This is a genomic window from Streptomyces sp. NBC_00224 (genome assembly GCF_041435195.1).
In the GTDB taxonomy this organism is placed as follows: domain Bacteria; phylum Actinomycetota; class Actinomycetes; order Streptomycetales; family Streptomycetaceae; genus Streptomyces.
Genome location: NZ_CP108106.1, coordinates 3,173,166 through 3,193,706 on the forward strand (window position 1 = coordinate 3,173,166; position 20,541 = coordinate 3,193,706).

The following is a 20,541-nucleotide window of genomic DNA, read 5'->3' on the forward strand; positions in this document are numbered from 1 at the left end:
GACTCCACCATGGCTTTCCTGTGATTGGCCTGTTATCGACGGCCGCGACCGGTCGGGAGGTGAGAGCTGAATCACTGACCCGATGGGTATCGGTCAGGTAAGCCTCGGTTAAGTTAGGTCCGCCTCACCCCCTGACCGAAACCCCGTGGAGCCCGCATGCGAGCCGTCCGTCTCTCCGTAGTCACCGCCGCCACGGCCGTGGCGGCTCTGGCCGCCGTCACGGGCTGCTCCTCGAAGAGCGACTCCAAGAGCGCCGACGGCGCCATCCAGGTCACCGCCTCCGACGACGCCTGCAAGCTGTCGAAGACGGAGTTCGCGGCCGGCCACGTGCAGTTCGCCATCGAGAACAAGGGCAACAAGGTCACCGAGGTCTATCTGCTCTTCCCGGACGACCGGATCGTCGCCGAGCGCGAGAACATCGGCCCGGGCACGAAGCAGAACCTCACCGCCGAGGTGAAGGCCGGTTCGTACGAGGTCGCCTGCAAGCCCGGTATGAAGGGCAGCGGCATCCGCCAGAAGGTCACCGTCACGGGCGGCCAGACCGCCAAGCGCGACCCCAAGCTGGACGCGGCCGTCGCCGCCTACCGCACCTATGTGCAGCAGCAGGCCGACGACACCCTGCCGAAGCTGAAGACCTTCACCGACGCCATCGCGGCCGGTGACGTCGAGGGCGCCAAGAAGGCGTACGCGCCCTCGCGCATCGGCTGGGAGCGCACCGAGCCGGTCGCGGAGTCCTTCGGCGACATCGACCCGAAGACGGACGTGCGCGAGGACGGCCTGGAGAAGGGCCAGACGTGGACCGGCTGGCACCGCCTGGAGAAGGCGCTGTGGGCCGACGGCAAGATCGGTGACGAGGAGAAGAAGCTGGGCGTCCAGCTCTCCAAGGACATCGCGGACTGGCAGAAGCGCGTCGGCACCGCCGAGATCACCCCGACCTCCATGGCCAACGGCGCCAAGGAGCTCCTGGACGAGGTCGCCACCGGCAAGGTCACCGGCGAGGAAGAGCGCTACAGCCACACCGACCTGGTCGACTTCAAGGCCAACGTCGAGGGCGCCCAGAAGGCGTACGAGCTGCTCAAGCCGGTCGCCTCGAAGAACGACCCGGCGCTGACCGCCGAGCTCGACAAGCAGTTCGCCGCGATCGAGGCCCAGCTCGACAAGTACCGCACCGACAAGAGCTCGTACGAGTTCACCTCGTACGACAAGGTCGGCCCGAGCGACCGCAAGCAGCTGTCCGACGGCGTGAACGCGCTCAGCGAGCCGCTCTCCAAGCTCGCCGCCGCCGTCGCCAAGTAACACCGCACGCAGACAGAACAGGAGGGGATCCGCCATGAGCGACACGACCGACGCCGGCGCCGGCACCACCACCGACGCCGCCGGGGGCACCACGTCCTCTGCCCCGTCCCGCCGTTCCCTGCTCGGCTGGGGCGGTGCGGGCCTGGCGCTCGGCGCCGCCGCGGCGGGCGGTGCCGTCGCCGCCGTGCGCGACGACGGGAGCGACGCGGTGCCCGCCGCCGACACCGGCGCCGCCGTGCCGTTCTACGGCGCCCACCAGGCCGGCATCGCCACCGCGGTCCAGGACCGGCTGCACTTCGCCGCGTTCGACGTGACCACCAAGGACCGGGCCGAGCTGATCCAGCTCCTCAAGGACTGGACGGCCGCCGCGGCGCGCATGACCGCGGGCCAGACGGTCGGCGAGGGCGCCTACGGCGGCCTCGCGGAGGCGCCGCCGGACGACACCGGCGAGGCGCTCGGCCTCAAGCCGTCCCGGCTCACCCTGACGATCGGCTTCGGCCCCTCGCTCTTCGCCAAGGGCCGCTTCGGCCTGGAGGGCAAGCGGCCCGAGGCGCTGGTCGACATCCCGAAGTTCCCCGGCGACAACCTCGATCCCGCGCGCAGCGACGGCGACCTGTGCGTCCAGGCGTGCGCGGACGACCCGCAGGTCGCGGTGCACGCGATCCGCAACCTGGCCCGGATCGGCATGGGCAAGACCGCCATCCGCTGGTCGCAGCTCGGCTTCGGCAAGACCTCCTCGACGACACCGGACGCCCAGACCCCGCGCAACATGATGGGCTTCAAGGACGGCACCCGGAACGTCTCGGGCACCGACGCCGCCGCCCTGGACAAGCACGTCTGGGTCGGCGAGAAGGACGGCTCGCCCTGGCTGGCCGGCGGCTCCTACCTGGTGGCCCGCCGCATCCGGATGCACATCGAGACCTGGGACCGCACCTCGCTGTCGGAGCAGGAGGACATCTTCGGCCGCGACAAGGGCGAGGGCGCCCCGGTCGGCAAGGCCAAGGAGCGCGACGAGCCGTTCCTGAAGGCGATGAAGCCGGACGCGCACGTGCGCCTGGCGCACCCCGACACCAACAGCGGGGCGACGATCCTGCGCCGCGGCTACTCCTTCACGGACGGCACGGACGGCCTCGGCCGCCTGGACGCGGGCCTGTTCTTCCTCGCCTACCAGCGGGACGTCCGCAAGGGCTTCCTGCCGGTGCAGCGCAGCCTCGCGGGCCACGACGCGCTCAACGAGTACATCCAGCACGTGAGTTCGGCGATTTTCGCCGTCCCGCCGGGCATCCGCGACAAGGATGACTGGTGGGGCCGGGCACTGTTCAGCTGATCGGCCGAGGGCTGAGGGGAATCTAATGTTCGGCAATTATCTGATCGGCCTGCGCGAGGGTCTGGAAGCCAGTCTGGTCGTCTGCATCCTCGTCGCGTACCTGGTCAAGACGGGTCACCGCGAGGCGCTGCGGCCGATCTGGATCGGCGTCGGCGTCGCCGTCCTGGTCGCGCTGGGCTTCGGCGCGGGCCTGGAGTTCGGCTCGCAGGAGATGACGTTCAAGGCCCAGGAGGCGCTCGGCGGCTCGCTGTCGGTCGTCGCCGTCTGCCTGGTGACCTGGATGGTCTTCTGGATGCGGCGCACCGCGCGGTTCCTGAAGTCCGAGCTCCAGGGCAAGCTGGACGCGGCGCTGCGGCTCGGCACCGGCGCCCTGGTCGCCACCGCGTTCCTGGCGGTCGGCCGGGAGGGCCTGGAGACCTCGCTGTTCGTCTGGACGTCCGTGCACGCGGCCGGGTCCGACAGCGGCAACACGGACCCCCTGATCGGCGCGCTCCTCGGGCTCGCCACCGCGGTGTTCCTGGGCTGGCTCTTCTACCGGGGCGCGCTCAAGATCAACCTGGCGAAGTTCTTCACCTGGACCGGCGCGATGCTGGTCGTGGTCGCGGCGGGCGTGCTCGCGTACGGCGTGCACGACCTCCAGGAGGCCGACTTCGTCCCGGGCATCAAGAACCTGGCGTTCGACATCAGCTCGACGATCCCGCCGGACAGCTGGTACGGCACGGTCCTCAAGGGCGTCCTCAACTTCCAGCCCGACCCGACCGTCCTCCAGGTCACGGTGTGGGCGCTGTACCTCATCCCCACGCTCGCACTGTTCTTCGCCCCGGTAGGGTTCGCGAAGTCCGCCGGGAGCGCCGCTCCCGCGGCGGCGGCCAAGCAGGACGAGGGGCAGAAGGCAGTCCATGAGCAGGGTGAGTCGGCTGACGGCGGCGCTCGCGACGGTGACCGTACTGACGGTGACGGCGAGCGGCTGCGTGACGGTGCACGGCGAGCGGGAAGTAGTACCGTCGGCGACCAGGGCTGAGGCCGCACAGGCGCTCAGGGACTTCACGGACGCGTACAACAGGGCCGACAAGGCCTTCGACCCGGCCCTCGACGCGGGCCGGGTCACCGGTCCGCTCGGGGCGGTCAACCAGGCGGGCCTCAAGGCCCGGCACGTCACCAACCCGGGCGGCAACCCGCAGCACGTGCCGCTGGAGCTGACCGACGCGAGGTTCGCGATACCCAGGAAGGCGGGCTGGCCGCGCTGGTTCGTCGCGGACACCGACTCCAACCGGGACAAGGACACGGGCCCGGACGACACGCGCTGGCTGCTGGTGTTCGTACGCGACGGCGTGAACGACGTCTGGAAGGTGGCCCACCTCTCGGTCCTGGCCCCCAAGGACGTCCCGGCCCTCGCTTCGGACAAGGACGGCTTCGCCGAGCCGATACGGCCGGACGACACCGGGCTCGCGGTGGCGCCGAAGGATCTGAGCGAGAGTTACGTGTCGTATCTGCGCACCGGCCGCCCCGAGAGCTTCGCGCCCGGCCCGCACACCACCGAGTGGCGCGAGCTGCGCAAGAAGAACGCGACGCGGCCGGGTCTGTCCACGCAGTACGTGGACCAGCCGCTCGACAGCGGCGACTTCGCGCCCCTCGGTCTGCGCACCCGGGACGGCGGCGCGCTCGTCTTCTTCGCCAGTCGGCACTTCGAGCGGCAGACGGCGGCGAAGGGGGTCCGTCTGGACATCAACGCGGATGTTCGGGCGCTGATGACGGGCGAGGCCCGGTCGACCGTGACGAAGGAGCGGGTGTCGGACGACGCGGCGCTGGTCCCGGCGGGACGGGGCTCTGTCACCGTGATCAACCGGCTTCAGGGGCTTACGTCCGCGAAGGGCGAGTAGCTTGCAGGTCAGCTGCGGGCCGGTGGGGGCTGGTCGCGCAGTTCCCCGCGCCCCTTGAAATGCCGCTACGCGGCATCCCCGGGATCGCCCCGCAGGGGCGCATTAGGGGCGCGGGGAACTGCGCGAGCAGCCAAGCACGGTCCGCAGACGGAAGCGCACCCCCGCAGGGGCTACCGGCCCAGTGGCCAAGCCACCGCGTGCGCGTCCGCCACGCCATGCCTGGCGCACGCGTCCGTCAGGGTTTCCAGGAGTGTCAGGGGGTCCGGCAGGTCGTGCTCCGGGCCCCGTACCCAGGAAACCTCGTGGTCGCCGGGGAGGCGGGCCGGGGGGACCAGGACGTAGCTGCCCCGGCAGTGCCAGCGCAGGCCGGGGTGCTCGTCCATCGTCTCGGGGTGGCAGTCCAGCTCGCAGGGCCACCACTCGTCCTCGTCCTCCGGCGTGCCACGCGTCGCCGTGAAGAAGAGCATCCGGGCCTGGTCGCCCACTCCGCCGGACTCGGCCACCGGGCCGACGTCGACACCCTCGGCGAGCAGCCGCTCCAGGGCCTCGCGGCCCGCTTCGAGGGGCACGTCCAGTACGTCGTGGACCATGCCCGTCGCCGTGATGAAGTTCGCCTCGGGCTGGCCCAGCGCCCACCGCTCGATCTGGGCACGGTCGGTGGTCGACTGGGTCTGCCAGGCGAACGAGACCGGATGGCGCGCCGGGGTCGGACAGCCCACGCGGTCACAGGAGCACCGGTAGCCGGCGGGGTACGCGGCCGGGGCGAGCGGCAGTTTCGCGGCGGCGGTGGCGAGCAGCAGGCCGAGGCGGTCCGCGTCGGCGCCGGGGGCGTCCTTGGGGCGCCTGCGCAGCCAGCGGGACAGCCTGCTCTGCGGACTGTCGGAACGCCCGTACTCCGCGCCCATCTATCCCCTCACCTCACCGTTGCCCCGCGAGAACCTTCCCCCATGCTCCCACCATCCTGCGCCCGGCGAGGCCGTACCCCCCAACCCGGGGCCCTCAGCGGGGGGTGAGTCCGCGCAGGGCGTATTCGACGACGGTGTCCGCGTACGCGTGGGTGAGCGGCAGGGTGCGCAGCAGCCAGCGGTGCGAGAGCGGGCCGACCAGCAGTTCCAGGGCGGTGCGCGGGTCGACGTCGGCCCGTACCTCGCCCGCGTCCTGCGCGGACCGCAGCCGGTCCATGTACAGCCGAAGCTGAGGCTCCAGGAGGTTCTGCACGAACGCGGCGCAGAGCTCCGGGTCGATGACGCCCTCCGCCGCGAGCGCCCGGTACGGCGCGTCGGTCGCGGTGTCGTTGAGCTCGTCGACGGTGGCGCGCAGCACCAGTTTGAGGTCGGCCTCCAGGTCCCCGGTGTCGGGCAGGGCCACCTCGCCCTGGACGGCCTCGCGGCTGAGGTCGACGAACGCTTCGAGCAGGACCGCCGCCTTCGAGGGCCACCAGCGGTAGATGGTCTGCTTGCCGACCCCGGCGCGGGCGGCGATGCCCTCGATCGTCGTCTTCGCGTACCCGGCCTCGCCGACGAGGGAGAGAGCCGCGTCGTAGATCGCGCGCCGCGAGCGCTCGCTGCGGCGGGTGGAGTCGGGTGCGTTCGCCATGACGGGATCCTAGCGTCACCGAGGCGAAACGTATCGTCTCTGTCAAGGGCGCGCGCGGGGCAACAGCGTGTGAAGCGGCGAAAAACACCCGGACGGATCACTGCGCGAACGGCGGGCAGGCCGCACCATGGGCTGACCACGACCGCAGATGCGGCGCGTGCAGCCGAAGTCGTCCGTGAGGAGCCCTCATTGCTCAGTGAGACCCGTGACCTCAGTGCACCCCGAGTCGCCAGACCCCGGCGCTATCTGATGTGCCCACCGGCACACTTCAAGGTCACGTACTCCATCAACCCCTGGATGGACCCCGCCAAGCCCGTCGACCTGCCGCTCGCCCTCGCCCAGTGGGAGGACCTGCGCGACCGCTACCGGGCGCTCGGCCACACCGTCGAGCTGCTCGAACCCCGCCCCGACCTGCCCGACATGGTCTTCGCCGCCAACGGGGCCACCGTGATCGACGGCCGGGTGCTCGGCGCCCGCTTCGCCCACCCCGAGCGGGCGGCGGAGGCCGAGGCCCATCTGGACTGGTTCCGCGCCCACGGCTTCACGGAGATCCACGAGCCGTCCCACATCAACGAGGGCGAGGGCGACTTCGCCGTCACCGCCTCGTATCTGCTGGCCGGGCGCGGCTTCCGGTCCAGCCCGCTCTCGCACGACGAGGCCCAGGAGTTCTTCGGCCGCCCGGTGATCGGGCTCGACCTCGTCGACCCGCGCTACTACCACCTGGACACGGCCCTGTGCGTGCTCGACGACTCGGCCGACGAGATCATGTACTACCCGGGCGCCTTCTCACCCGGCAGCCGGGCCGTCCTCGCCCGGCTCTTCCCGGACGCGGTGATCGCCTCGGAGGCGGATGCGGGGGCACTGGGACTGAACGCGGTGAGCGACGGTCTTCATGTGCTGTTGCCGCAGGGGGCGTTGGGGCTGTTCGACTCCCTGCGCGAGCGCGGCTTTGTTCCCGTGGGGATGGACCTGGGCGAGCTGCTCAAGGGTGGGGGCAGCGTGAAGTGCTGCACGCAGGAGCTTCGCGTTTAGCAGGTCGTTTCGTCTGTGGGCCGGTGGGGGCTGGTCGCGCAGTTCCCCGCGCCCCTGAGGTGGTCCGCCGCAGCCGGAGAACCCAGCTCAGCCACAGGCCTTTAGGGGCGCGGGGAACTGCGCGCTCAGCCCCCACCGGCCCGCACCCGAAAACCGACCTACCCGGCCGGAGGCCACACGTCGCCCCACGACGCGTCGCGGGCCGCGCGGTACAGCGTCCCGTTCCGCTTCGTCACCGTCTCGCGGCGCAGCACCTCATCCACCGTGCACAGGTCGAGCAGCACCTGACCCTTGCGGATCTGGGGCCGCCGCACGACCCGGTTCACGGCGGCCTCGGCCGCCCCCCGCACCGCCGCGACGTAGCTGAACTTCTCGTCCTCGTACGCCAGTGAGCCGCCCTTGACCTGCCGGTGCAGGGAGGAGCGGCTGACCCGGGCGGAGAAGTGGCACCAGTCCGTGCCGGGCTCGATGGGGCAGGCGGCGCTGTGCGGGCAGGGCGCGGCGACGGTGAACCCGGCCGCGATCAGCCGGTCCCGGGCCTCGATGATCCGGGCGTAGCCGTCCGGGGTGCCCGGCTCGACGATGACCACGGCGCCCCTCGCGGCGCGGGCGGCGGCGTCCACCAGGGCCAGGCGGTCGTCGGCGGTCAGCTCGTTCAGTACGTACGAGACGGTGACGAGGTCGGTCTCCGGGAGGCTCAGCGCCGAGCCGATCCTGGCCCGCTCCCAGCGGATCGCGCCGAGGCTCTCGATGCCGGAGGCGTCGGCGAGTTCACGGCCGAGCGCGAGCGCGGGCTCGGCCCAGTCGAGGACCGTGGTCGCGGTGTCCCACGCCTCCGCGACCGCCCAGCTCGCCGCACCGGTACCGCCGCCGACGTCGGTGTGGGTGGCCGGGGTCCAGTCCGGGACGGCGTCCTGGAGGGCGGCGAGGGCGGACCGTACCGCCTCGAAGGTCGCGGGCATCCGGTACGCGGCGTACGCGGCCACGTCGGAGCGGTCGCGCAGCACCGGGGCGTGGGTCTGGGTGGCTCCCCGGTAGTTGGCGATCAGCCGGTCGACGGCCTGCGCGGCCTGCGACGGCGGCAGCCCGTCGAGCAGCCCGGCGAGGGCGGAGCGCAGGGCCTGCGGGACGGGGACGTTCTCGTTCACCTGGGGATTCTACGGGCGGGAGCCCGGGGCGGCTCAGACCCCGGCTTCCTGCCGCTGCCAGGGGCGGCACATCCCCAGGAAGCACAGCAGCGCGGCCACGCCGGACACCAGCTGCACCACCGCCATGGGAACGGCCGTCCCCTCCCCCGCGATCCCCACCAGCGGCGACGCCACCGCCCCGATCAGGAACGACGACGTGCCGAGCAGCGCGGACGCGGAGCCGGCCGCGTGCGGGGTGCGCATCAGGGCCTGGGCCGTGGTGTTGGGCGTGGCCATGCCCATCGCGGACATCAGCACGAACAGTCCGGCCGCGACCGGCGCGAGGCCGGGGTCGCCGAACACCCCGGTCGTCATCACGAGCAGCGCCGCCGCCGCGAGCACCACCGTGCTCAGCGAGCACACCAGCACCTTGTCGAGGCTGACCCGGCCCACCAGCAGCTTCCCGTTGATCTGCCCGGCGGCGACGAGGCCGACCGAGTTGAGCCCGAAAAGGAGCGAGAAGGTCTGCGGCGAGGCCCCGTAGATCTCCTGGATCACGAACGGGGAGGCGGAGATGTACGAGAAGAGCGCGGCGAAGGCGAGCCCGCCGGCCAGCACGTACCCGGTGAAGACCCGGTCCTTGAGCAGCGCGCCCATGGTGCGCAGGGCCTCGCCGACCCCGCCCTCGTGCCGTCGTTCGGGCGGCAGCGTCTCGCCCAGGCACCGCCAGACGAAGAGGGTGAGCAGCAGCCCGACGGCGGTGAGCACCACGAACACCCCGCGCCAGTCGGTCAGCCGCAGCACCTGCCCGCCGATCAGCGGCGCCACGACGGGGGCGGCGCCCGAGATCAGCATCAGGGTGGAGAAGAACCGGGCCATCTCGACGCCGTCGTACAGATCGCGCACCACCGCCCGGGCGATCACTATGCCCGCCGCGCCCGCCAGGCCCTGGAGCAGCCGGAAGGCGATGAGCAGTCCGGCGTCGGGCGCGAAGGCGCAGACGGCGGTGGCGATCACGTACACGACCATGCCGACGAGCAGCGGCCTGCGGCGGCCCCACTTGTCGCTCATCGGCCCGACGACCAGCTGGCCGAGCGCCATGCCCGCCAGGCACGCGGTGAGCGTGAGCTGCACGGTGGCGGCGGGCGCGTGGAGCGCGCCGGTGACCTCGGGCAGCGCGGGCAGGTACATGTCCATGGAGAGCGGCGGGAGCGCGGTGAGCCCGCCGAGGACCAGCGTGACCAGCAGACCGGCACGGCGGGCGGCGACGGGGGCCGCGGCCGGTATCGGGGCCGGTGCGGTCCGGCTGGTCTCCGCCATGGTGTCTCCCGTTTCCGGCCGCATGGACCGTTGTAGTTTCAAGCATCCATGCTCTCAGCCCGGCGGGGGTGCTCGGGACCGGGCCCATATCCCGGACGGCTCCGGCCGGGGCGCGGGCCGCTCCCGTACGCTCCGGACCATGAACGCATCCGCAGCGCGCAAGACCGCCGTCGTCACCGGCGCCGGTTCCGGCATCGGCCGCTCCGTGGCGCTCACCCTGGCCGCGGCGGGCTGGTCGGTGGCCCTGGCCGGCCGCCGGTCGGAAACCCTGGCGGAGACCGCCGCCCTTGCGGGCCCCGAAGCCGATGTCCTCCCCGTCCGTACGGACGTGACGTCACCGGACGAGGTGGCGGCGCTCTTCGAGGCGGTACAGGACCGGTACGGACGGCTCGACCTGCTCTTCAACAACGCGGGTACGTTCGGGCCGGGCGGGGTCGCGGTGGAGGACCTGGCGTACGAGGCGTGGCGCCATGTCGTCGACACCAACCTCAACGGGGCGTTCCTGTGCGCGCAGGCGGCGTTCCGGCAGATGAAGGAGCAGGACCCGCGGGGCGGCCGGATCATCAACAACGGCTCGATCTCGGCGCACGTGCCGCGGCCGCACTCGGTCGCCTACACGGCGACCAAGCACGCGATGACGGGCCTGACCAAGGCCCTCTCCCTGGACGGCCGCCCGTACCGGATCGCCGTGGGCCAGATCGACATCGGCAACGCGGCCACCGACATGACGGCCCGGATGAGCACGGGCGTGCCCCAGGCCAACGGGGAGCTGGCGGTGGAGCCGGTGATGGACGCGGCGGACGTGGCCCGCACGGTGCTGCACATGGCGGAACTGCCCCTGGAGGCGAACGTGCAGTTCGCGACGGTGATGGCGACGGCCATGCCGTACATCGGGCGGGGTTGAGCGCGCGCCCCACCATGGGTGCGGTTGTTCGTCTGCGGACCATCTCGGGTTGCTCGCGCAGTTCCCCGCGCCCCTGAATGCGCCCCTTCGGGACGCCCAGGGGATTGCCGCGCACCCACTTCAGCTCCCGCGCGGAATGCCGTGCCGTCGTCCGGAGTTGATCACGGCATGACAGACGTACTGCGTTACACCGCCTTCTCCTCCGACCCCGCCGGCGGCAACCCCGCCGGGGTCGTCCTGGACGCCTCCGGGCTCGACGACGAGCGGATGCTCGCGATCGCCGCGGAGCTCGGGTACAGCGAGACCGCGTTCCTGACCGCTCCCCCGGAAGGCCTCGGCGAGGAGGGGCGCGCGTTCACGATCCGGTACTTCAGCCCGCAGGCCGAGGTCCCGTTCTGCGGTCACGCGACCGTGGCGACGGCCGTGGCGCTCGGCGAGCGGATCGGCGTGGGCGACCTGGTCTTCGCGACCCCCGTCGGCACGGTCCCGGTGACCGTCACCGAGGACGGCGGCGCCCTGCGGGCCACGCTGACCAGCGTCGAGCCGCACAGCGAGGACATCGCGCCCGACGACCTCACCGAGGCCCTGGCCGCGCTCGACTGGCCCGCCGCCGACCTCGACCCGGCCCTGCCGCCGCGCATCGCGTACGCCGGAGCCCGCCACCTGGTCCTGGGCGCCGCCACCCGCGAGCGTCTGGCGGACCTCGACTACGACTTCGACCGGCTGGCCACGCTGATGCGACGGCTCGACCTGACGACGGTTCAGCTGGCGTGGCGCGCGTCGGACACGGTCTTCCACGTCCGCGACCCGTTCCCGATCGGCGGGGTCGTCGAGGACCCGGCGACGGGCGCGGCCGCGGTGGCCTTCGGCGCGTACGTACGCGAACTCGGCCTGGTCCCCGAGGAGTCGGTCCTCACGCTCCACCAGGGCGAGGACATGGGCCGCCCCGGCGTCCTGACGGTGACGCTGCGAGCGGGCGACGCGCGCGTACGGGTGGGCGGCGCGGGCACCCGTATCCCCGAGTGACGACAGGCCCTAGGCCTGCCCGGTCTCGAACCGCCTGACCTTGCCGTCCTCGACGTCGAAGCGCCAGGCGGTGCGCATCGCGCCCCAGGTGTCGTTGCGGTAGTTCACGATCAGCGAGAGCCCGCCATCGCTCTCCTTCTCGACGTCCATGTGCCCATTCGAGGAGAAGACCTCACGTTCGGTCCACTCGGCCAGGTCCCGGTCGGACCCGTCGTCGGACATGGTGGCGTCCGGGGTGAGGGCGGCCTGGAAGGCGGCGCGGTCGTTCGCGTTGAGCGCGGTGGCGAAGGCGCGGACGGCCGGGTCGCTGAGCTGTTCGACGGGGACGGTCATGCGGGGCTCCTCCGGATGCGGGAGTACGGGACCGGGCTCGCCCACCACGGGGACGGGCCCGCCTCCCAGCTCACCCCATCGCCACCACTCCCGCCACCGGTCGCGGCGCGGGAGGGGGAGGTGTGAAACGGCAGACGAGTCGGGCTGTACGCCGGGTTCTGTCGCCCGGTCGCCTCGCGGCGGCCGGGGAGACGGCCATCCATCTAGGACCGGTGTTGCCACCGGCCTCGTGCGGTCTACCCGCGGACTCGGGCGGGCAGCCCTCGAACGTCCGCGCAGGAGCACCGGAGTGCTCCCTCTTGACCTTGCTCCGGGTGGGGTTTACCTAGCCGCCTGAGTCACCCCAGGCGCTGGTGGTCTCTTACACCACCGTTTCACCCTTACCCGGCACCTGAGCGCCGGGCGGTCTGTTCTCTGTGGCACTGTCCCGCGGGTTACCCCGGGTGGGCGTTACCCACCACCCTGCCCTGTGGAGCCCGGACGTTCCTCGGGGGGATCCGAGGATCCCCACGCGGCCGTCCGCCCGGCTCGTCTGCCGTGCCGACCATGCTACCTGCCGGAGGGGCGGGCCCGCTGCCGACGCCGTCAGGCAGGGGCGAACTCCACCTTCGCCGTGCCCGGGTCGGCCTGGGTGAGGCGGACCCGTAGGCGTTCGCCCAGCGGGAGGGGGGCGGTGCCCTTGACGGGGGCCACCACGGCCGGGTCGGTCAAGTGGACGGTGCCGACGGCCGGTTCGTCGTCCTTGAGGTCGACGACGGTCGCGTCGAAGACGTCGCCGACCCGGTCCTTGAGGAGGGCAGCCTCCACCAGGTCGACGCACTCGCGCTCGACCGTGTTGGCCCTGCGGGTGCCCTCGGCCATCTCCTTGGGGAGGGCGTCGAGGGCGGCGAGCACCCAGTCGGGGATGTCGGCGGTGGCGACCGCCGCGAGGCAGAGCTCACTGGCGTATCGGTCGACGAGACGGCGCAGCGGGGCCGTGCAGTGGGTGTACTCGTCGGCGACGGCGGCGTGGATCGCGGGGTGCGGGACGTTCCCGCCGGTGAACACGGTGTACCCGGCGCCGCGCAGCAGCGCCGTGCACTCCTGGAGGAACGCCGCGTGGTGCGGGTCGCTCGGGTCGAGGGAGCGGATGACCTGGGCGTACGAGACGTGGTGCGGCCAGTCGATGCCCAGCGCCCGGGCGCACAGGCGCAGCCGGGCGACGGCGCCGTCGGGGGCGCTGGGGAGGGTGCGCAGGACACCGGTGCCGTACGCCAGCATCAGGTCGGCCGCGGCGATGCCGGTGAGCAGGGAGATCTGGGCGTTCCAGCCGTCGGCGGGGAGGGGGGCGCGGTACTCCAGGCCGTACCGGCCGCCGCGCTCGACGACCTCTTGCTCAGGGACATTGAGGGAGATCCCGCCACGGGCGACCTCCTGCTGTTCGCGCAGCCGCCCGATGTCCTGAAGGAGGGCGAGGGCCGGCTCGGCGGTACCGGCGTCGATCTGCCGCTGCGCCCCCTCGTAGTCGAGCTTGGCGCGGCTGCGGACGAGGGCGCGCTCGACGTGGGTCGCGGTGGTGGCGCCGTCGGCGTCCAGGTCGATGGTCCACAGGACGGCGGGCCGCGTACGGCCGGGCAGCAGGCTGGCGGCGTCCTCGGACAGTACGGGTGGGTGGAGCGGGATGCGCTCGTCGGGGAAGTAGAGGGTGTTCACGCGGCGGTGGGCCTCGATGTCCACGGGGCTGCCGGGGACGACGTAGGCGGCGACGTCGGCGATGGCGTAATGCACGCGATACCCGCTGCCGCGCCGGGCCAGATGCATGGCCTGGTCCAGGTCCATGGACGCGGGCGGATCGATGGTGAAGAAGGGGAGGTCGGTGGCGTCGCGGGCGGGCAGCCGGGGGTTGCCCGCGGCTCTGTCCGCCTCGGCGAGGACGTCCGGGGGGAAGCCCTCGGGGACGTCGAGGGTGGTGCGGAGGTCGCGCAGGGCGGCCCTCAGCGGGTCGGCTGCGCCGGTCATACGGAGGTGGCGGCGAGGCATGCCCCGAGCGTAGGCCGCGCGCCGGGGCTTGGCCCCTTTTCGTGGCTGGGCCCCGGGCCCGGCGGATCCGACTGCGGGGCTCCGCCCCGACCCCTATTTGTCCGCGGCCCCGGTGGGGGCTGGCCGCGCAGTTCCCCGCGCCCCTTTTTGGCCCGGTGTTTGTCTGCGGGTCGGCGGTGGTTGCTCGCGCAGTTCCCCGCGCCCCTTAGGTAACTCCAGCCCGGGCGGCGTTCGAGGTGCGGGCCCCGTTAGGGGCGCGGGGAACTGCGCGACCAGCCACAGACGGCCCGCAGACGAACGAAGGTGCAGGGGCCGCAGGCCCCGCCAGGGGTGCAGGGGGCGCAGCCCCCGCCGGGGGTCCGGGGGCGTAGCCCCCGGGAAACGAGCCTCCGCCCCCCACCCACCCCCGGAGGGTTTAGGGAAGGGGTGGGGTGGGGGCTTAATCTGGCTGCGGGGCCGCACCCCCGTCCCGTACCACCCCCAAGGAGACCCCGTGCTCGTGCTGCTCCCGCCCTCCGAAGGAAAGGCCGGCGGGGGGCGCGGGACGCCCCTCAAGGAGGAGGCGCTGTCCCTGCCGGGGCTCACCACCCCCCGCGCCGCCGTCCTCGACGAGCTGGTCGAGCTGTGTCTCGGGGACGAGGACAAGGCTCGCGACGTGCTCGGCCTCAGCGAGGGCCTGCGCGGCGAAGTCGCCAAGAACGCCGACCTCCGCACCGCCGGCACCCGCCCCGCGGGCGAGATCTACACCGGCGTCCTCTACGACGCCCTCGGCCTCGCCACTCTCGACCCCGCCGCCAAGCGCCGCGCCGCCAAGTCGCTGCTCGTCTTCTCCGGCCTGTGGGGCGCCGTCCGCACCACCGACCGCATCCCGTCGTACCGCTGCTCGATGGGCGTGAAGCTGCCGGGCCTTGGCGCGCTCGGGGCGTACTGGCGCGGCGTCATGGACCCGGTCATGACCGAGGCCGCCGGGACCGGCCTCGTCCTCGACCTGCGCTCCTCCGCGTACGCCGCCGCCTGGAAGCCCAAGGGCGAGGTGGCCGGGCGGACCGCGACCGTACGCGTACTGCACTCCCAGATCGTCGACGGCGTCGAGAAGCGCTCGGTCGTCAGCCACTTCAACAAGGCCACCAAGGGCCGCCTGGTGCGGGATCTGCTGCTGTCGGGGGCCGCCCCCGCCGACCCGGCGCGGCTCGTGGAGGCCCTGCGCGACCTCGGGTACGCCGTGGAGTGCGCCGCCCCCGCGAAGCCGGGCAGGGCGTGGGCGCTGGATGTGGTCGTGGAGCAGATCCACTAGCCGCCACGCCCTTTTGACGTCCCGTTGCATCCTCCGCAACGACCGTTGCAGGCCCCGCATCCGCCCGGCAGGATGCCCCCATGACCTCCGTCCTGGACCTCGCCCCCGTCGTCCCCGTGGTCGTCCTCGACGACGTGGCCGACGCCGTACCGCTCGCGCGGGCCCTCGTGGCGGGTGGGCTGCCGGCGATCGAGGTGACCCTGCGTACGCCCGCCGCGCTCGACGCGATCCGGGCGATCGCGGACGGCGTGCCGCAGGCCGTGGTCGGCGCCGGGACCGTGGTGTCGGCCGCCGGGGTCGCCGACGCCGTGGCGGCCGGGGCGCGTTTCCTGGTCAGCCCCGGCTGGACCGGCGGCCTCCTCGACGCGATGACCGCGTCCGGGGTCCCGTTCCTGCCCGGGGTCGCGACCGCGTCCGAGGTGGTGGCGCTCCTGGAACGCGGAGTCAGCGAGATGAAGTTCTTCCCGGCGGAAGCGGCGGGCGGTACCGCCTATCTGAAATCCCTCGCCGGGCCGCTTCCCGGCGCCCGCTTCTGCCCCACCGGCGGCATCTCGCTCGCCTCGGCGCCGGAGTATCTGGCGCTGCCGAACGTGGGCTGCGTCGGAGGTACGTGGATGCTGCCCCCGGACGCGCTCGCCGCGCGGGACTGGGGGCGGGTGGAGGCGCTGGCGCGGGAGGCGGCGGGGTTGCGCTGAGGGGTGCGGTCGTTCGGCTGCGGGTAGTCGGTGGCTGGTCGCGCAGTTCCCCGCGCCCCTTATCTGCCCGGTGTTTGTCTGCGGGCTGTGTGTGGTTGCTCGCGCAGTTCCCCGCGCCCCTTAAATGCGCCCCTTCGGGGCGCCCCTTTAGGGGCGCGGGGAACTGCGCGACCAGCCCCCACCGGCCCGCGGACGGAAAACAACCGCCTCAGCGCAAATGCGACGTGTCGTTCAGCAGCCGCACCGACGCGTTGCCGTCGCTGTAGTACGCCACCGCCGACACCGACGCCGCCGACAGCTCCATCCGGAACAGCGACTCCGGCGGGGCGCCCAGGGCGAGCCGGACCAGCGTCTTGACCGGGGTCACATGCGTGACCAGCAGGACCGTACGGCCCTCGTACGCCGTGAGCAGCCGGTCCCGGGTCGCCGAGACGCGCCGCGACACCGTCGCGAAGCTCTCGCCGCCGCCCGTCGGCGCCGCCTTGGGCGAGGCGAGCCACGCGTCGAGGTCGTCGCCGTACCGCTCGCGCACCTCCGCGAAGGTCAGGCCCTCCCACGCGCCGAAGTCCGTCTCGCGCAGGCCTTCCTCGACCCGTACGTCCAGACCGAGGCGCGTCGCGACCGCCGCCGCCGTCTCGCGGCAGCGCCGCAGCGGGGACGAGACGACCGCCTGGATCGTGCCCCGGGCGGCCAGCGCGGCGGCCACCTGCTCGGCCTGGCGCCGGCCCGCCGCCGACAGCTCGGGGTCGGAGCCACCGCTGCCGGAGAACCGCTTCTCGGGGGTCAGCGCGGTCTCGCCGTGCCGCAGCAGGACGAAGGTCGTGGGCGTGCCCAGATCGGGCGCGCTCCACCCGGCGGCCGGCGCCCCGGCCGTCGCCGCCCGGGCCGGAGCCGGAACGGTGGCCGTGGTCGCGGCAACAGCCGGAGCCGGAGCCGCACCAGAACCCGCCCCCGGCCCCGTCGCCAGCGCCGCCCTGGCCCGCGCCGCACCCGCCGCCGCGTCCCCGACGACCCGTGCCGCACCCGAGTCGGCGGAGCCGGTGCCCGTGTTCAGCGCGGCCATGGACGCCGACGGCTCCCACTGCTTGCCGCGCTTGCCCGCGTCCATCGCCTCGTTGGCGAGCCGGTCCGCGTGCTTGTTCTTCTCGCGCGGGATCCACTCGTACGTGATCTGCCCGGGCGGCAGGATCCGCCCGGCCTCGGCCGCGAGCGGCTTCATGTCGGGGTGCTTGATCTTCCAGCGGCCCGACATCTGCTCGACGACCAGCTTGGAGTCCATCCGGACCCGCACCTTCGCCGCCGGGTCCAGGGCCTTCGCCGCCTTGAGTCCGGCGATCAGGCCCTTGTACTCGGCGACGTTGTTGGTCGCGACGCCGATGTACTCCGCCGCCTCGGCCAGCGTCTCGCCCGTCACCGGGTCGAGGACCACCGCGCCGTAACCGGCCGGGCCCGGGTTGCCCCGGGAGCCGCCGTCGGCCTCGACAACGAACTGCCGCACTACAGGCCCGACTCCGACGTACGGACCAGGATGCGGTGGCAGTTCTCGCACCGCAGCACGGTGTCCGGGGACGCCGACTTGACCTCGTTGACCTCGGTGATGTTGAGCTCAAGGCGGCAGCCCTCGCACCTGCGCTGGTAGAGGCGGGCCGCGCCGACGCCGCCCTGCTGCAGGCGGAGCTTGTCGTAGAGCTTCAGCAGGTCGGCGGGGATCACGCCCGCGACGACCTCGCGCTCCTTGGCCACGTCGGCGGCCTCGGCGTCGAGCTGCTGCGTCGCGGCGTCGCGGCGGGCGGTCGCGTCGTCGGTCTTCGACTGCACGGAGGAGACGCGCTCGGTCAGCTCGGCCGCCCGCTCCTGGGCGGACTCACGGCGCTCCATGACCTCCAGGACGACGTCCTCCAGGTCACCCTGGCGCTTGGCGAGCGAGACGATCTCGCGCTGGAGGGACTCCAGGTCCTTGGGGGACGAGACGGCGCCCGAGTCCAGGCGCTGCTGGTCGCGGGCGGCGCGCTGGCGGACCTGGTCGACGTCCTGCTCGGCCTTGGTCTGCTCGCGGGCGGTGTCGCTCTCCTCGGTCTGCGCGGCGACCAGCAGGTCGCGGAGCTGGGCGAGGTCCTTGTTCAGCGACTCGATCTCGGCGTGCTCGGGCAGCGACTTCCGCTTGTGGGCGAGCTGCGACAGGCGTACGTCGAGGGCCTGTACGTCGAGGAGGCGGATCTGGTCGGCGGGCGCGGCGTTCAGTTGGGGGCTCCAGAAGAGTGGTGGGATGACCAGGGGTCGGTGACCGTCTTCGAGACGTGGACCCGCAGGTCCCAGCCGTGACGGTCGGAAATCTCGTCGAGCTGTGCGGCGGCCTGCTCGCACCAGGGCCACTCGGTGGCCCAGTGGGCGGCGTCGATCAGGCCGAGTGGGCCGGAAGAAAGAGATGCGGCCTGGGTCGCCTCCGAAACCGGGTGGTGGCGCAGGTCCGCGGTGAGGAAGGCATCGGCTCCCGACGCCCGTACGGCGTCGAAGAGGCCGTCGCCCGAGCCGCCGCTGACCGCGACGGTCTTCACCGGCGCCCCGGTGTCGCCCGCGACCCGGATCCCCTGCGCGGTGGCGGGCAGCCGGGCGGCGGCGTGGGCGGCGAACTCGCCCAGCGTCATCGGGTGGTCCAGCTCGCAGATCCGGCCGAGGCCCCGGCGGCCCGAGGGGTCCGTGGCGTCGGGCACGAGCGGCCGGACGACCCGGATGTCCAGGGCGCCCGCGAGGGCGTCGGAGACGCCGGGGTCGGCGGTGTCGGCGTTGGTGTGGGCGACGTGCAGCGCGATGTCGTGCTTGATCAGGGTGTGCACGACCCGGCCCTTGAAGTGGCCGGCCGCGACCGTCGTCGTGCCGCGCAGATAGAGCGGGTGGTGGGTGACGATCAGATCGGCGCCGAGCTTCACGGCCTCGTCCGCGATCTCCTGTACGGGGTCGACGGCGAACAGCACGCGCCGGACCTCCGCGTCGGGCTCGCCGCAGACGGTGCCGACCGCGTCCCATCCCTCGGCCCGCTCGGGCGGCCAGAGGGCGTCGAGCGCGGCGATGACTTCAGACAGACGGGGCACGGACACAGGTTACCCGCGCGGGGCGCCCCGCCCACCATGGCTTCGGCCCGCCCGCCCCGAGCGGCTGCCCAGGTACGCCTTGCCTTACTTGCACCGCACTGCACATCCGTCGCCCCGATCACAGGGGAATCGCCCGATGGCCACCCTTTGGTGTGAAGCGAGTGGTCTCGTGTTGTTCGGCAGGAAGTGCGAAAACTAGCTTCATGGGCCGGAGGTGAGCCATCTCATGACGGCCTTGGCCATCGAGACCGCTGCCGGGAACGGCGCGGTCCGGCAGACGGAGTTCACGATCACCGCGGACGGCGCCTACGCGGCCCGCCTGGTAAGGGGAGAGGGCGGGGGCGACCGCTGGTTCCCCGAGCGGTGGACGCTCGACGGACCCGAGCCGTACGCGGTGCCGCTGCCCGGCAACCAGCCGGAGGAGCCGGACGCCTCGGTGCTGCCGATGGCGGACGGGCGGGTGCTGATCCACCGCCGGGTCGCGGACCGGGACGCCTTCGCCCTGCTCTACCCGACCGGCCCCGGCACCGGCGAGCTCGCCCTGGGCACGGTCGCCCACGACGACACGCCCGGGCGGCGGCTGTCCCTGCTGCCGCCGTCCCCGAACGGCAGCTGCGCGTACGCGCTGGCGGACGGGCCACAGGACAGCACGATCTGGCTGGTGGCGGGCGGCGCCTTCGGCCCGGAGCCGGTCGCCACCGTCAAGGGCCGCTGCTCGGGCGGCGTCTGGCTGGACCGGACGGGCAGGATGCTGGCCCTGGACCGGGAGCTGGACGGGCGGACCAAGGCGGTCGCGGTGGACCTGGAGCGCGGCGGCGAGGTGACCCCGCTCCTCCAGATCACCGAGGAGAGCCAGGACCGGCTGCTGCTCGCGGACCCGGACACCGGTCTGCTGCTGCTGCGCTCCGACGCGCCCGGCCACGACCGGCTCGGCTGGGGCGTGCTCGGCTCCACCCTGCCGGTCCGCTTCCCCGAGTGCCTGCGGCTCGCGGACGCGGCGGTCACGCCGTTCGCCGTACAGCCCGGGCAGGTGCTGATGCCGGAGAGCTGCGCGGTGGCGCTGCGGATCGACGCGGCGGCGGGCACCTGGCTCGGGGTGTGGCGCCCGGCGGGTCGCCGGCTGCACCAGCTGGCCGCGCCCGAGGGGTGGCTGGCGGGCTCGGGCCTGTGGACCCGGGACGGGGTGCTGCGGCTGCCGTGCGCGACGCCCGCGGCGCCCTGCTCGGTGGCGGCGGTCCCGGCCCCGGCGGACGTGCCGCGGCCCGCCCCCGTACCGCTGAAACCGCAGGCCCCCCGGCCCGTACCGCTCGCGCAGGCACCGCTGACCGGCCGTCAGTAGGCAGTGGACCTCTGGCTAAGATCCACGGCGAACGCAAGGGACGAAACACAACGGGGTGACTGCACCACATGTCCGAGACACTGACCGCCGCGTCCGCCGAAGCCACGACGGACACCGACAGCCACGGCCGGCACCGGGGCGGCGCCGCGGCGACCGAGGAGCCGACGACCGAGGCCCACGGACGCGGCCGCCACCGGCGGGAGAACGGGGAGGACGGCTACCACCACGGCTGACGGATGCTTCACGGAAGTGATCTTTCGACTG

General features: G+C 72.9%; 20 protein-coding genes and 1 other RNA gene. 11 read left to right on the forward strand and 10 right to left on the reverse strand.

Annotation, left to right across the window (positions count from 1 at the left end):
- Positions 1–156 precede the first annotated feature (156 nt).
- The 4 genes from efeO to OG965_RS14160 are packed head-to-tail and all read left to right on the forward strand — an operon-like array spanning position 157 to position 4,503.
- The gene (efeO, locus tag OG965_RS14145; protein ID WP_371652410.1) at positions 157–1,296 is read left to right on the forward strand and encodes an iron uptake system protein EfeO; all 1,140 of its coding nucleotides are present in this window, start codon (positions 157–159) and stop codon (positions 1,294–1,296) included.
- A gap of 34 nt (positions 1,297–1,330) precedes the next feature.
- Positions 1,331–2,623 (forward strand): iron uptake transporter deferrochelatase/peroxidase subunit, encoded by a 1,293-nt coding sequence (efeB, locus tag OG965_RS14150; protein WP_371652411.1) that lies wholly within the window; start codon positions 1,331–1,333, stop codon positions 2,621–2,623.
- A 25-nt stretch (positions 2,624–2,648) separates the two neighbouring features.
- Positions 2,649–3,644 (forward strand): iron uptake transporter permease EfeU, encoded by a 996-nt coding sequence (gene efeU / locus OG965_RS14155; protein WP_371652412.1) that lies wholly within the window; start codon positions 2,649–2,651, stop codon positions 3,642–3,644.
- Positions 3,532–4,503 (forward strand): hypothetical protein, encoded by a 972-nt coding sequence (locus OG965_RS14160; RefSeq protein WP_371656938.1) that lies wholly within the window; start codon positions 3,532–3,534, stop codon positions 4,501–4,503. The genes efeU and OG965_RS14160 overlap by 113 nt, the downstream gene beginning before the upstream one ends.
- A 170-nt stretch (positions 4,504–4,673) precedes the next feature.
- Here OG965_RS14160 and OG965_RS14165 read toward each other — a convergent pair whose 3' ends face one another.
- On the reverse strand, positions 4,674–5,408 hold the full coding sequence (locus OG965_RS14165) for a bifunctional DNA primase/polymerase (RefSeq protein WP_371652413.1): 735 nt from the start codon (positions 5,406–5,408) through the stop codon (positions 4,674–4,676).
- A 94-nt stretch (positions 5,409–5,502) separates the two neighbouring features.
- Complete coding sequence (locus OG965_RS14170) at positions 5,503–6,099, reverse strand: TetR/AcrR family transcriptional regulator (RefSeq protein WP_371652414.1); 597 nt, start codon at positions 6,097–6,099, stop codon at positions 5,503–5,505.
- A gap of 189 nt (positions 6,100–6,288) precedes the next feature.
- Between OG965_RS14170 and ddaH the strand changes: the two genes are divergently transcribed.
- On the forward strand, positions 6,289–7,131 hold the full coding sequence (ddaH, locus tag OG965_RS14175) for a dimethylargininase (RefSeq protein ID WP_371652415.1): 843 nt from the start codon (positions 6,289–6,291) through the stop codon (positions 7,129–7,131).
- Between the two features lie 158 nt (positions 7,132–7,289).
- On the opposite strand, the gene OG965_RS14180 is transcribed toward ddaH, so the two are convergent.
- Positions 7,290–8,279 (reverse strand): small ribosomal subunit Rsm22 family protein, encoded by a 990-nt coding sequence (locus tag OG965_RS14180; RefSeq protein WP_371652416.1) that lies wholly within the window; start codon positions 8,277–8,279, stop codon positions 7,290–7,292.
- Positions 8,280–8,312: 33 nt separating this feature from the next.
- A complete protein-coding gene (locus OG965_RS14185) occupies positions 8,313–9,578 on the reverse strand; it encodes a multidrug effflux MFS transporter (protein ID WP_371652417.1) in 1,266 nt (421 codons plus the stop codon).
- A 139-nt stretch (positions 9,579–9,717) separates the two neighbouring features.
- Between OG965_RS14185 and OG965_RS14190 the strand changes: the two genes are divergently transcribed.
- Together OG965_RS14190 and OG965_RS14195 are read left to right on the forward strand one after the other, a co-directional pair.
- Complete coding sequence (locus OG965_RS14190; RefSeq protein WP_371652418.1) at positions 9,718–10,482, forward strand: SDR family oxidoreductase; 765 nt, start codon at positions 9,718–9,720, stop codon at positions 10,480–10,482.
- A gap of 168 nt (positions 10,483–10,650) precedes the next feature.
- A complete protein-coding gene (locus OG965_RS14195) occupies positions 10,651–11,508 on the forward strand; it encodes a PhzF family phenazine biosynthesis protein (RefSeq protein ID WP_371652419.1) in 858 nt (285 codons plus the stop codon).
- 9 nt (positions 11,509–11,517) lie between these two features.
- Here the strand turns inward: OG965_RS14195 and OG965_RS14200 are convergent, their stop codons facing one another.
- The 3 genes from OG965_RS14200 to OG965_RS14210 form a co-directional block, all read right to left on the reverse strand.
- Positions 11,518–11,841, reverse strand: coding sequence for a nuclear transport factor 2 family protein (locus tag OG965_RS14200; protein WP_371652420.1), 324 nt, complete (start codon positions 11,839–11,841; stop codon positions 11,518–11,520).
- Between the two features lie 131 nt (positions 11,842–11,972).
- Positions 11,973–12,372, reverse strand: an RNA gene (rnpB, locus tag OG965_RS14205) — RNase P RNA component class A.
- Between the two features lie 54 nt (positions 12,373–12,426).
- Entirely contained in the window at positions 12,427–13,860 is a 1,434-nt protein-coding gene (locus OG965_RS14210; protein ID WP_371652421.1) for an RNB domain-containing ribonuclease, read from the reverse strand.
- A 493-nt stretch (positions 13,861–14,353) separates the two neighbouring features.
- On the opposite strand from OG965_RS14210, the gene yaaA reads away from it, so the two are divergent.
- A complete protein-coding gene (gene yaaA, locus OG965_RS14215; protein ID WP_371652422.1) occupies positions 14,354–15,154 on the forward strand; it encodes a peroxide stress protein YaaA in 801 nt (266 codons plus the stop codon).
- An 80-nt stretch (positions 15,155–15,234) separates the two neighbouring features.
- Positions 15,235–15,849 (forward strand): bifunctional 4-hydroxy-2-oxoglutarate aldolase/2-dehydro-3-deoxy-phosphogluconate aldolase, encoded by a 615-nt coding sequence (gene eda / locus OG965_RS14220; protein WP_371652423.1) that lies wholly within the window; start codon positions 15,235–15,237, stop codon positions 15,847–15,849.
- Positions 15,850–16,057: 208 nt separating this feature from the next.
- Here the strand turns inward: eda and OG965_RS14225 are convergent, their stop codons facing one another.
- Genes OG965_RS14225 through OG965_RS14235 form a run of 3 tightly spaced genes read right to left on the reverse strand, consistent with a single transcriptional unit; the run spans position 16,058 to position 18,938 of the window.
- Positions 16,058–17,347 (reverse strand): bifunctional RNase H/acid phosphatase, encoded by a 1,290-nt coding sequence (locus OG965_RS14225; protein ID WP_371652424.1) that lies wholly within the window; start codon positions 17,345–17,347, stop codon positions 16,058–16,060.
- Positions 17,347–18,090 carry a zinc ribbon domain-containing protein gene (locus tag OG965_RS14230; RefSeq protein WP_371656939.1) on the reverse strand — a complete coding sequence of 248 codons (744 nt, stop codon included), beginning with the start codon at positions 18,088–18,090 and terminating at the stop codon, positions 17,347–17,349. The genes OG965_RS14225 and OG965_RS14230 overlap by 1 nt, the downstream gene beginning before the upstream one ends.
- Positions 18,087–18,938 (reverse strand): Nif3-like dinuclear metal center hexameric protein, encoded by an 852-nt coding sequence (locus tag OG965_RS14235; protein ID WP_371652425.1) that lies wholly within the window; start codon positions 18,936–18,938, stop codon positions 18,087–18,089. The genes OG965_RS14230 and OG965_RS14235 overlap by 4 nt, the downstream gene beginning before the upstream one ends.
- A gap of 226 nt (positions 18,939–19,164) precedes the next feature.
- On the opposite strand from OG965_RS14235, the gene OG965_RS14240 reads away from it, so the two are divergent.
- Positions 19,165–20,277 carry a hypothetical protein gene (locus OG965_RS14240; protein WP_371652426.1) on the forward strand — a complete coding sequence of 371 codons (1,113 nt, stop codon included), beginning with the start codon at positions 19,165–19,167 and terminating at the stop codon, positions 20,275–20,277.
- Positions 20,278–20,345: 68 nt separating this feature from the next.
- Positions 20,346–20,510, forward strand: coding sequence for a hypothetical protein (locus tag OG965_RS14245; protein WP_371652427.1), 165 nt, complete (start codon positions 20,346–20,348; stop codon positions 20,508–20,510).
- Positions 20,511–20,541: the final 31 nt, after the last annotated feature.